9 protein-coding genes and 1 tRNA gene are annotated in these 12,189 nt (G+C 44.6%); 4 read left to right on the forward strand and 6 right to left on the reverse strand.

Going from position 1 to position 12,189, the window contains the following annotated elements:
- Nucleotides 1-16: 16 nt before the first annotated feature.
- Nucleotides 17-916, reverse strand: coding sequence for a GGDEF domain-containing protein (locus IW644_RS00105; protein ID WP_269915921.1), 900 nt, complete (start codon nucleotides 914-916; stop codon nucleotides 17-19).
- A gap of 268 nt (nucleotides 917-1,184) precedes the next feature.
- Here IW644_RS00105 and IW644_RS00110 point away from each other — a divergent pair, with 268 nt between their 5' ends.
- On the forward strand, nucleotides 1,185-3,152 hold the full coding sequence (locus tag IW644_RS00110) for a cation:proton antiporter domain-containing protein (protein WP_269915922.1): 1,968 nt from the start codon (nucleotides 1,185-1,187) through the stop codon (nucleotides 3,150-3,152).
- Between the two features lie 69 nt (nucleotides 3,153-3,221).
- Here the strand turns inward: IW644_RS00110 and IW644_RS00115 are convergent, their stop codons facing one another.
- The gene (locus IW644_RS00115) at nucleotides 3,222-3,449 is read right to left on the reverse strand and encodes a hypothetical protein (protein ID WP_269916560.1); all 228 of its coding nucleotides are present in this window, start codon (nucleotides 3,447-3,449) and stop codon (nucleotides 3,222-3,224) included.
- A 346-nt stretch (nucleotides 3,450-3,795) separates the two neighbouring features.
- On the opposite strand from IW644_RS00115, the gene tadA reads away from it, so the two are divergent.
- Nucleotides 3,796-4,524 (forward strand): tRNA adenosine(34) deaminase TadA, encoded by a 729-nt coding sequence (gene tadA / locus IW644_RS00120; protein WP_442864408.1) that lies wholly within the window; start codon nucleotides 3,796-3,798, stop codon nucleotides 4,522-4,524.
- A 538-nt stretch (nucleotides 4,525-5,062) separates the two neighbouring features.
- On the opposite strand, the gene mltF is transcribed toward tadA, so the two are convergent.
- Nucleotides 5,063-6,466 (reverse strand): membrane-bound lytic murein transglycosylase MltF, encoded by a 1,404-nt coding sequence (mltF, locus tag IW644_RS00125; RefSeq protein ID WP_269915923.1) that lies wholly within the window; start codon nucleotides 6,464-6,466, stop codon nucleotides 5,063-5,065.
- Between the two features lie 176 nt (nucleotides 6,467-6,642).
- Between mltF and purL the strand changes: the two genes are divergently transcribed.
- Together purL and IW644_RS00135 are read left to right on the forward strand one after the other, a co-directional pair.
- Nucleotides 6,643-10,530 carry a phosphoribosylformylglycinamidine synthase gene (gene purL, locus IW644_RS00130; RefSeq protein ID WP_269915924.1) on the forward strand — a complete coding sequence of 1,296 codons (3,888 nt, stop codon included), beginning with the start codon at nucleotides 6,643-6,645 and terminating at the stop codon, nucleotides 10,528-10,530.
- 257 nt (nucleotides 10,531-10,787) lie between these two features.
- Nucleotides 10,788-10,928: a hypothetical protein gene (locus tag IW644_RS00135; protein ID WP_162889815.1), complete on the forward strand. Its 141-nt coding sequence runs from the start codon at nucleotides 10,788-10,790 to the stop codon at nucleotides 10,926-10,928.
- Between the two features lie 128 nt (nucleotides 10,929-11,056).
- Here the strand turns inward: IW644_RS00135 and smrA are convergent, their stop codons facing one another.
- The 3 genes from smrA to IW644_RS00150 form a co-directional block, all read right to left on the reverse strand.
- Nucleotides 11,057-11,644, reverse strand: coding sequence for a DNA endonuclease SmrA (smrA, locus tag IW644_RS00140; protein ID WP_179982613.1), 588 nt, complete (start codon nucleotides 11,642-11,644; stop codon nucleotides 11,057-11,059).
- 158 nt (nucleotides 11,645-11,802) lie between these two features.
- On the reverse strand, nucleotides 11,803-11,928 hold the full coding sequence (locus IW644_RS00145) for a hypothetical protein (RefSeq protein ID WP_269915925.1): 126 nt from the start codon (nucleotides 11,926-11,928) through the stop codon (nucleotides 11,803-11,805).
- A 132-nt stretch (nucleotides 11,929-12,060) separates the two neighbouring features.
- Nucleotides 12,061-12,135 (reverse strand) — tRNA-Arg (locus IW644_RS00150).
- Between the last annotated feature and the right edge of the window lie 54 nt (nucleotides 12,136-12,189).

Raw genomic sequence — 12,189 nt, forward strand, 5'->3', positions numbered from 1 at the left:
AAGTAAAAGTTGCCAGCTAGGCAGCGTCATAGCTGTTTTTACCAGAGTTTTTCACCCGATACAGCGCGTTATCAGCGCGATCGAATAAACTATCAACACTGTCGCCATCTCGATAGATTGCGCCACCGAGACTTGCCGATACACCTAATCGTGATAAGTAGGCAGAACTATTAATACTCATTTGGATTCGCTGAGCAGCACATGCTAATTGCTGCTGCGTTTGGCAGTCTAACAAACAGCAGAATTCATCGCCGCCATAGCGAAATGCTTCGTCTTCATCGCGCAGAACATTTTCAAGATGTGTTGCCACATGAACCAGTACTTTGTCGCCCTCACCGTGTCCAAAGTTATCGTTCACATATTTGAAGTTGTCTAGGTCGATAACTAAAAGTGCAAATGGCTCATCATGTCGTTGTGCCCAGCCCAGTTGTCTTGTCATAGACTGCTGAAAGCCCGCGCGGTTGCCTAAGCTAGTCAGTACATCTTTGGTTGCCATTTGTTGAACACGCAATAAAGACAACGCATGCTTAACTTGTTTTCCAAATAAATCATGCAGTTGGAATAGACTCTCCCTTTGCGATAATGACAAGGGTGAACTAATGTAATAATAGACATGGGCTTGCTCGCCATTAACAGAGCGTGCGCCTTGTAGTGGTAAATCAATCAGTGTTGACGATATCTTAGCGTTACCGTAGACCCAGCGGGAGTCGAAGTCGGATAAACTGAATCCAACAACAGGCAACAGTATATTAAGCTGCTGAAAATACACGCCTCCTAACTCTTGAAGTTCAAGCGTAGTCAGAAGCTGTGTTACAAAGCCCGATAATTCACTGAATGAAAGTGACTTACCTGTGCTCTCAGCAGGATAAAAATTGTTGTGTTGTGTGCTATCGTAGACTGACGTTGAAAAATCCACAGTAGTGCCCCTATACAAAAAGCGTTGATATGCCGCAGAAATGAAACCAGTGTCAAAGCCCTGACGTTTCTGTGGTCATGACCGCATTTTCGCGAAAATTATGACGATCACAGCGGCAAAACTTGCCGGATCTGCATTTACATAGGGAATTTTGCAAACTGAATGCCAACAAGATATCTGTCGTATTAGTCTTTAGTTTAAGTGTAAAGCCGAAGTGGTTATCGCGCTTATTTTACAACTGGAAGTTGATGTTGCTCTAGGAGGTTATGTGGGGACGAGTTTTTTAAATATTGTGATATTGATGTTTATATCGGTATGCGCAGTCGCCCTATTTAAACGGATTCATCTTCCACCTATTCTTGCTTATCTTTTTGCCGGTGTACTCGCAGGTCCACAGCTGCTATCTGTCTTTGCGCACCCCGAAGAAATGCACTTGTTGGCCGAAGTGGGTATTGTTTTTCTACTCTTTTCCCTCGGGCTAGAATTCTCCCTTCCTAAGTTGTTGGCTATGCGCTCTTTGGTGTTTGGCGTAGGGTTAGGGCAAATGTTGTTTACTACAGCGATATTTACCTGCGTACCACTTTTTTTGGGGATCCCAATTAGTGCATCTATCATTATTGGCGGTACGTTGGCGCTAAGTTCTACCGCTATTGTTATTAAGCAAGCAACCGAAATGGGCATTCTCAATAACAGGCGTACACAACTCGCCGTCAGTATCTTGCTCTTTCAAGACTTAGCCGTGGTCCCATTTCTTATAGCAATTCCGCTGCTTGCGCAAACAGGCGAGGTGAGTATTGCGCTTGCTTTAGGGGAAGCACTTCTTAAAGGCGTATTCGTTATTGCGTTTTTAATGTCAGTTGGTAAGTGGTTACTTCCCTGGGTGTTTCGGGAAATTGCGAGAACCAGAACCGATGAGCTGTTTGTATTGACCACTATTTTGATCGCGCTGTTAGCCGGCGGACTTACCTATTATTTTGGTTTGTCGATGGCGTTAGGCGCTTTTTTAGCTGGGATGATGTTAGGAGAAAGCCAATACAAATATCAACTTGAAGCCGACATCCGCCCGTTTCGCGACATTTTGATGGGCTTGTTCTTTGTGACCGTGGGTATGCAGTTGGAACTTACGGTACTCTGGAACAGCTTATTTGAAATCGTATTCGGTGTTTTCGCGCTGATGATAGTTAAAGTTATCTTAGTCAGAGTTGCCTCCATGTTGGTCAAAACTGACGCCATTGATGGCTGGTCCGCAGGCGTAAAACTTTGCCAAATAGGGGAGTTTAGCTTCGTTATTGCGGCGCTTGCTACGACACACGGTGTGCTAACGTCAGAGCAGTCATCACTGATTGTATGTATGGGTGTGATAAGTATGGCGTTAACCCCATGGCTTATGAACAACAGTGTGACTATCGCTAAACGCATTGTTAATAATGATATCTCCTTTGATGATAATGCTAGCTTTGGCAATGTCGGGCAGTTGACTAACCATGTCATTATTTGTGGGTTTGGTCGGGTGGGCCAGTCGGTAGCGCGCATGTTAAAAATGGAAGGTATTCATTTTGTCGCTATAGATATGGACCCTGTCAGAGTACATGAAAGCCGCAATGCGGGCGAACCCGTGATCTTCGGCGATGCCAGTCAAAAAGATATTCTGATCAATGCTAATGTAGAAAATGCAAAGCTTGTGCTTGTTACCTTTGACCAGGTCGATAAAGCCAAGCAAGTCATTACCCAGACCCGAAGTATAACAAACACTACAGATGTTATGGTTCGTACCAAACGAGACTACCAACTAGAAAGTTTGTACAGCGCAGGAGCAAACCAAGTAGTGCCTGAATTACAAGAAGGCAGTTTGATGCTGGTCTCGCAAGTGTTGCATTACGCCGGTGTACCTATGTCACGTATTTTAAAGCGGGTGCGGGCCGAGCGAAAAGGCCGTTATGATCATATGCACGGCTTTTATCCTGGAGAAACCACAGAAATCACTTATGGGACGGAAGATAAACTAGAGTTTATTCATGCAGTAGTATTGTCTGAACGCGCCTCTTGCATTGGAAAAGCAATAAAAGATATCGACTTCACACGAATGCGTGTGGCCATTAAAGGCTTAAGACGTAACGGCAATGAAGTGAAAGACCCAGACCAAGACGCTATTTTACAGGCTCATGATGTACTGGTAATTGCAGGTAAACCCCGACGAGTTGAGCGGGCTGAACGCAAACTCTTAGAAGGGAATTGATGTTTAACTGCCAGCGCAGGTACACGATAGGCGTAGGTTGCGCTGGCAGAGGAATTTATTTCACTAAACTTAAGCGACGTGGTCTTTCTCTAAATCGGCAAACTGCTTTTTTAAGTCGTAGCGTTCATCAGTAACAATCTTTTCGAGTACAGATACACGCTCTTTCAAATCTGCAATTTCCTGCTTGTAAGCTTCAGCTTCTTTATTGCTAAGTTTCTTTTTGCTTTTGTCTTTTGCACTTTCGACAATGGTAACTAACGCCCAAGCACAAATGGCTACTATTGCAATCGCTGTCATGTCCACGGTGGTATCCCTCACAAATGGCTTTAAAAGAGTTTAGGTGAAAATGTGGTCAGTTGCCTAATTCACCTAGTATTTAGTTTTTATCTCTAATAAACAGAGACTAAATACTTATTAGTAAAATTACTGCTGCGCTTGGAGTACTATAACGGTTATTAAACTAAGTTTTCTTCAAAAAGTGTAACCGGTTAAGTCCTTAACACCAGCAGTGTTATAATGAAATATTGCAAGTAGGTTGCCAAGTGACAAAAGTCATTACTTTCTAGTTAGTTAGAATGTTTACCTAGATTTATGCAGAATTATTGTTAACTAATTTCACTAAATAAAGTAGCAAGATTGACTAATGAGTGACCAAAATAGCAACTTTTCGGCACCAGGTATCGACACTGGAAAAGCTCGGTCTAAAGAGCAAAGCACCGAGCATGTCACAGCGCAAGCATTAGAGCCTGAAGTGCTCGCCGCTGAAGAGGCGCTTGCAAAAGTAAGCGCTTCAAAAGAAAGCCCTCGCCAAGAGAACCCGTTTAAAGAGGAGATGAACAAGGAAAATCCCATCAATGAAACGGTTACTCAAGAAGACCTGATGTGGATGAAGCATGCATTAACCCTTGCGGACAAAGCTGAGTCCATAGGGGAAGTACCGGTAGGTGCCTGCGTAGTATTAAACGGTGAGCTTATCGGTGAAGGTTACAATACGCCAATAACAGATAACGACCCGTCTGCTCATGCTGAGTTGCGCGCTGTCAAAGAGGCCGCTTCTAAGGTGCAAAATTATCGACTCATTGACGCTACCCTATATGTCACTTTAGAACCCTGCTCTATGTGTGCCGGTATGCTTGTTCATGCGCGAGTAAAGCGGGTGGTGTTTGGTGCTAAAGATGCGAAAACAGGCGCTGCGGGTTCGGTCATGAATCTACTGCAACACCCAGCTCTTAATCATCAAATTGAAGTCGTATCTGGCTTGCTAGCTGACGAGTGTGCTAACAAGTTGTCAGATTTTTTTCGAAAGCGCAGGAAAGAGATTAAGGCAGCCAAAAAGGCGAAAAAACATCTAGAGGGGGATGCTTCAAGCTAATACTTGCTCGGTTGGCTTGAAGATATGTTGTTTAGTGTTATTCGCCAGTTTGGTTTGCTGCGCTGGTAGGTTAAAAAAGAGCGCTTACAATTAATTGATTTCTATCAATAAAAGCAACCAGCTTATATGTATTTTAGCTAGGTTTGCGGGTCAACTGAGTGAACATATCACTTGTAACAAATAGCTTGCGGCGTTGAAGTACTTTCTGGTGGCAACGCTTAAGCATAAGTCTGCGTCTGTTGTTGTTTTTCAATTTTATTCCTTTTTTCATAAAGCGATTTTTTTTCATTTATTCTCCTTTCTCACATTGAGGCTATTTTCCTCGTAGTGACCACATTTCCCCGTTAAGAAAAATGCTCTGTCGTTTGAACTAAGCTCTCATTTTTCGAGAGTCACTGTTCTATTAGAGATTAATAATCATTTAGAAAAATAAAAGTTTTGAGAAAGCGAGTTAGTTAATCACTAACTCGTTCATAGGATACAGAGTAAAGATGACACCGAAATGACAGTTTTCAAGAGAGAAGCAAAACGAACGAGATTAAATTTTTCCTTGTTCATCTAACCAGACTAGGCTGTCGTAGTAGCGGCGAATGTTTTCTACATATTGCAATGCCTCATCACCTCTCGCGTAGCCATAGCGGGTGTTACGGTAATACTTTTTTTGCCTAAGCTGTGGCAAGCGGCGTTTCACATCTACCCACAAATCAGGGTTACCCCCTTGTTGCTCGGTAAGAACCCTCGCATCTTCCAAGTGCCCCATTCCAATATTATACGATGCCATAGCCATCCAGGTTCTATCGGGTTCGCTAATTCGTGCGGGTATGCGGCTTAGCAAACTGGCAAAATAACGAGACCCGCCGCGAATACTTTGCTCTGGGTTGGTTCTATCATCTACATCCCAGTCACTTGCTGTATCCAGCGTCAGCATCATTAAACCGCGAACCCCAGTTCTAGATACAGCGTTACTATCCCAATGACTTTCTTGATAGCTCATTGCCGCAAGCAGTCGCCAGTCTAGATCTCCTGCGTATTTTTGAAATAGAGGTTTATATTGGGCTAATGCAGTTTCAGCTGCGTAGTTGAAAGCTCGGCTGTCTACGTAATCGAACTGTCGGATATGACCGAAATACTTATCCTCCAGCACCGTAAACCAACCAGATTGATGTACGGTTCCAAAATACTCAATAAGCGCAGCTTTCACTGAATCGTCCTGATGTAATGGCAGCGCCCAAGCCATTGGCATATTTTCGTCAAGGGTTTTCGCTACAGCCAAGTTTGGATAACGTCTGCGCTGTAAAGCTAAACGGTTGCTGTCGGCTACTGTATAAGCGATATCACCATTGGCCACTTGTTGCAGCAGTTCTTCAGAATCTGAATCTTCGGTGGTAACGAGCTCAGTCTTTATCGCTACTTTTTCACTATCAGTTGCTTGGTCGCCTAAATCGCGTAAAAGATCAGAAAGTAAGTGAGCTTGGCTGCTTTCTGCAACTGCAATTATAGGGGCATCGAGATCTAAAAGATCTCTAGGTCTGGATGTGCCTGCTTGGAATACAAGCTGCTGTTTAACATGTTGATAAGCCGGGCCATACGTGAAGCGGTTTTTCAGTGAAGGTGTCACCGCATCGCCCGTAGCAACAATGTCTAAGTTACCTTCCTCTAATTGCTCAAGCATGACTTCATAGCTGTAAAAAGGGTACAAATCGAGAGTGACCCCAAGGTAATCGGCAAACCCTGCCAGCAACTCGTACTCAAACCCCTGGGGCCCTTCAGCACCGTTATAAAAGGTTCCTGCGCCGTATACGGTTCCGACGCGGATGGTTTCCCGTTCTAATAATGAGGAAAGGGCCGTGGGGACCGAGGGCACGCCACAACTCATAACAGCAATGGATAAAATGATTATTAGTTGTAGTTTTAATCGTTTTTTATAGTCTTGTGACTGCATAGACCTTTACTTGTTGTCATCAAACTCGCTAAGTTTAAAAAAAAGTTCATGTTAGCGCGTTATGAGGTTACTTACTGTGCATAATTGCTCTATAATCCGCGCCGAAATACTCATCAATCCAAGAGACAACGCGTCGCATTGGTGGTCGTTGTTTCTAACAAACCAGGTAAATCAATATGTTGGTCCTTCGAGGCGCTCCTGCACTATCAGAGTTTAACCAAACTAAACTGATTGCAAAGCTGGGTCAATCCGGCGTTAGGGTTAAAAACCTATATAGCGAATATGTTCACCTAGTCGATTCCCAAGGTGACTTGTCTAAGCAGCAAATAGAAATACTCGAGAAGCTGCTCACTTACGGCCCCGCGAGGCAAGCACAAACACCTTCTGGAACCCTCTTCCTTATTACTCCTCGCCCCGGCACTATCTCTCCCTGGTCTTCTAAAGCCACCGACATCGCTCACAACTGTAGTTTAAAAAGTATCAATCGCATAGAGCGTGGATGCGCGTTCTATATCGAAACAGAAGATACATTAAGTGACGATGACTTTGCACTTATCGCTAGCTTCTTACACGATAGAATGACTGAGTCAGTATTTACTAAAACTGACGATGCAGCGGTACTGTTTGCACAAACCGAAGCTAATACTTTCACCAGTGTAGACGTATTAGGGGAGGGCAAAGAAGCGCTGGTTAATGCAAACGTGGCATTGGGCCTGGCATTAGCTGATGATGAGATTGACTACCTGTTTGATAGCTTTACCAAGCTAGGCAGAAACCCGACTGACGTTGAACTTTATATGTTTGCGCAAGCAAACTCTGAACATTGTCGGCATAAGATTTTTAACGCAAGCTGGACCATTGACGGCGAAGATCAAGAAAAGTCGCTGTTCAAAATGATCAAAAACACTTACGAGTTATTACCTGATCATGTGTACTCAGCTTACAAAGATAACGCAGCAGTAATGGAAGGCTGGGAAGCAGGGCGCTTCTTCCCGAACCCTCAGTCCCATCAATACGAATACCATCATGAAAATATCGATATTTTAATGAAGGTAGAAACCCACAACCACCCAACTGCAATTTCACCGTTCCCTGGTGCCGCAACCGGCTCTGGCGGTGAAATTCGCGATGAAGGTGCTACAGGTCGTGGTTCAAAACCTAAGGCAGGTTTAGTTGGTTTTACCGTATCTAACTTACGTATTCCTGGCGCTGAGCAGCCGTGGGAAGCTGAGTATGGTAAGCCACAGCGCATTGTGAGCGCTCTCGATATTATGCTTGAAGGCCCACTAGGTGGCGCAGCCTTTAATAATGAATTTGGTCGCCCAGCGCTACTTGGTTATTTCCGTACTTATGAGCAAGAAGTCAATAGCTTCAACGGTGTTGAAGTGCGCGGCTATCACAAACCGATTATGTTAGCTGGTGGTTTAGGTAATATTCGTCGCGAGCATATTGAAAAAGGCGAAATCACAGTAGGCGCTAAGCTTATTGTTCTTGGCGGCCCTGCAATGAACATTGGTCTTGGTGGTGGTGCTGCATCGTCAATGGCTTCTGGACAGTCAAACGAAGATTTAGACTTTGCTTCAGTGCAGCGTGACAACCCTGAGATGGAGCGTCGCTGCCAAGAAGTAATAGATGCATGTTGGCAGCTTGGCGATGACAACCCTATTCAGTTTATCCACGATGTGGGTGCTGGTGGCCTTTCAAACGCACTGCCTGAGCTAGTTAACGACGGTGGTCGTGGCGGTAACTTTGAGCTAAGAAAAGTATTGTCAGATGAGCCTGGTATGACGCCGCTAGAGCTTTGGTGTAACGAATCGCAAGAACGTTATGTTATGTCTGTGGCACCGGAAAATATGCCGGTATTTGAAGCAATTTGCGCCCGCGAACGCGCGCCGTTTGCTGTGGTTGGTGAAGCCACTGCCGAGCAGCACTTAAACCTGAACGACAGCCAGTTTGAGAACAAACCTATTGATATGCCGCTAGATGTACTTTTAGGTAAGCCGCCTAAGATGCACCGAGACGTAAGTTCAACCAAGGTAAGCTCACCTGCATTAGACGACGCAGGCATTACTTTAAGTGATGCTGCGAATCGCATTTTATCTTTGCCTACCGTTGCAGAGAAAACGTTCCTTATCACTATAGGCGACCGCTCGGTAACTGGTCTTGTAAGTCGCGACCAAATGGTTGGGCCATGGCAAGTGCCAGTGGCGGATGTAGCAGTAACCGCTGCGGCATTTGACACTTATCACGGTGAAGCGATGACAATGGGTGAACGCACCCCGGTGGCTCTTTTATCACACGGTGCGTCTGCGCGTCTTGCGGTAGGTGAAGCGCTAACCAATATTGCTGCAGCAAACATTGGTGATATTAAGCGTATTAAACTGTCTGCTAACTGGATGGCAGCAGCTGGACACCCAGGTGAAGATGCAGGTCTTTATGAAGCGGTGAAAGCTGTGGGTGAAGAGCTGTGCCCAGAGCTAGGTTTGACCATTCCTGTAGGTAAAGACTCTATGTCGATGAAAACTGCTTGGAATGAAAACGGTGAAGATAAAGCAGTAACCTCTCCGTTGTCACTGGTTATTTCAGCGTTTGGTGCAGTAAAAGATATTCGTAAAACAGTTACGCCTCAGCTACGCACTGATAAAGGTGCAAGCCGCTTGTTGCTACTAGATTTGGGCGAAGGTAAAAATCGCTTAGGCGCTAGCTGTTTAGCGCAGGTCTATACACAGCTTGGCGATAGCCCCGCAGATGTGGTTTCTGCTACCCGCCTTAAAGGCTTCTTTGACGCTATGCAAACGCTTATCGAAAAAGGTTTGGTACATGCTTACCACGACCGTTCAGACGGCGGCTTATTTACTACAGTGGCAGAAATGGCCTTTGCGGGCAAAACGGGTGTGAGCGTTAACCTTGATAGCCTTAAGGGCAACGATATCGCTGTATTGTTCAATGAAGAATTGGGCGGTGTTATTCAAGTGCTTGAAAGCGACCTAGATGCGGTTAACGCTGTACTGGCTAAGTTTGATTTAACTGAGTTGACTCACGATATCGGTACATTAAATAGCACAGATATGATTGAGTTTAACCGCGACGGTGTAGCTGTACTTGCGGATAGCCGTGTATCAATGCGTACTACTTGGGCGCAAACTACGTTTGAAATGCAAAAGCTTCGTGATAACCCAGAGTGTGCTGAACAAGAACACGCTGCGAAGCAAGATGCTGCCGACCCTGGTTTACATGTAGCACTATCTTACGATGTCAACGAAGACGTTGCCGCACCTTACATTGCCAAAGGCGTTAAGCCAAAAGTGGCGATTTTAAGAGAGCAGGGTGTTAATTCACATCTAGAAATGGCAGCAGCCTTTACTCGTGCGGGTTTTGACGCTATCGACGTACACATGAGTGACGTGCTGGCGGGTCGTATTACTCTTGAACAGTTTGCGGGTCTTGCTGCTTGTGGCGGTTTCTCTTACGGCGACGTATTAGGTGCAGGTGAAGGTTGGGCGAAGTCTATTCTATTTAACAGCATGGCGCGGGATCAGTTCGAAGGCTTCTTTAACCGCAACGACACTTTCAGTTTAGGTGTATGTAACGGTTGTCAGATGCTATCGAACCTAAAATCATTGATTCCTGGCACTGAGCACTGGCCGCACTTTGTTACTAACCAGTCAGCGCGCTTTGAAGCACGCGTTGCTATGGTTGAAGTGATGGAGTCTAAGTCTGTGCTGCTAGATGGTATGGCAGGCTCGCGTATGCCGATTGCTGTGTCGCACGGCGAAGGTCAGGCTGAATTTGCAAATGAAAACGCGCTATCGCAAGTTAGCGGTCAGGTAGCCATGCGTTATGTAGACAACTATGGCAAGCCAACTATGCAATACCCGGCTAACCCGAACGGTTCACCGCAAGGTATTACTGGTTTAACGTCTGTCGATGGGCGCAGTACTATTATGATGCCTCACCCTGAGCGTGTATTTAGAGCCGTTGCAAACTCATGGTACCCAGACGAATGGCAAGAAGACGGTGCGTGGATGCGTATCTTTAGAAACGCCCGTAAGTTTGTTGGTTAATTTAACAGTGTAACTTAGATAAGCAGGGGGAAACCCCTGTTTATTTTCTATAAAAATACTGTTTAATAAATGTGCATACCTTAAATAGGTGTCAAAGCTTTGGCAAAGTGTCAAAAATCTGATTTTTGCCCTTGTCATCAGTTTGTCACTGATCTATTGTAGTGCAAGCAAGGATTGCAATTAGGTTACAGGAGTTGAGTTAGGGTTGTACCAGTGTTTAGCAATTGCTTACTGGTTTTAATAATAAGAGACGACCAATGAATCGTTCTTCAAAAGGGTTTGGCTTAACCGGAGTGGCTGTAGCTGTAGTGCTGATGTTCGTAACTGCTGTTTTTAGCACATCTGCGAAATCTGCCGAAGCTCCAACAACGCTAAGTGTGCAGTCTTCAGTTAAGTAGTCTGAAAGAAAAATTCTAACGCCCGTATCAAGTTACTTGATACGGGCGTTAATCATTGGGGCTATTAAAAAGCTTCAAACGAGACGAACCCAATGCTCTGCCGTAGCCCGCAAAATGTGTCTCTCACTTTATCCTTTCTTATTTTTTTCTCTGTTTATTAGTTTTTGCTGAGGGTGCTTTTTCAGCAACACATAGGTGGCACCAAATCCGCCGTGCATAGGCTGTGCTGTATGATAGGCAATCACCTCATCAAGTTCACGTAGCCAATGATTTACGTAGCTTTTTTTCAGCGCAGGAAATGGCTTACTATTTTCACCCGTTCCATGTTTTATGAGCAGGGCACGAACCCCACGTTCGTGGCTTGATTTAATGGTGCTATAAATTAGGTCGCGGCTTTGCTCTAGGGTTTTTCCTGATAATGTGACATTGGTTTCCAACGGATATTTGCCAAGGCGGAGCTTTTTAAATACGCCGTCTTGGATCCCCGGTTGTTGATAATGTATAAAATCATCGGGCGGCACCGGCTTTACACCTTCCATGCTTAACGGGTTAGCAAGCTTGTCGCGAACACTGACTTTCAACGCAGCCCGTTTTTGCTTTTCGGCAAGCGCCTTTTCAGGATCGTGTAATAAAGCCTTATCATCTGAAGCGATTGGTTTTACATCTTGCATTTCAGCAAAAAACGAATCGATATCGTCGTTTTCAAAATGGCTCATACTATTCCCCGTATTAACTACTACATAATATTTATACGTTATTTTTTGCCTGAAGGTCTATGCGAAGTGCACTTATTGGAAGGCTAAAGGCGCAGAAAGACGACACTTAAAATAGGCAACGGTTATAAAAATGGGGATTAATTTTGAAATTTCATCGGTTAGAAGATGGCACCGGGCTCAGATAGTGCCTCTATGGCAAACCATTCCTCTTCGGTAAATGTTGAATCACTCGGTGTTTCAACATCATCGCCAGTTTCTTCTTGGGGGGACGAATCGAAAGTCATTGTGCTCTCCTGTTTAGAAGAGTATTACGCAATTCGATTAAATTACAACCAAAGTAGAAGAAATAAACATAATGTTAGGGGAGTGAAATGTATAGGAAGGTTTACTTTGTTTTGGGTTTAAGCCAGCTAAACTGGCGTCCCCAGCTGGAATCGAACCAACATCTAAGCCTTAGGAGGGCCTTGTTTTATCCATTAAACTATGGGGACCTAATGCGTAGGAAGCTCTATTATACGTAGTTCCAGAAAATACGAAACCCTTTG

It is taken from the genome of Alteromonas sp. PRIM-21 (assembly GCF_027563165.1).
GTDB classification, from domain to species: domain Bacteria; phylum Pseudomonadota; class Gammaproteobacteria; order Enterobacterales; family Alteromonadaceae; genus Alteromonas; species Alteromonas macleodii_A.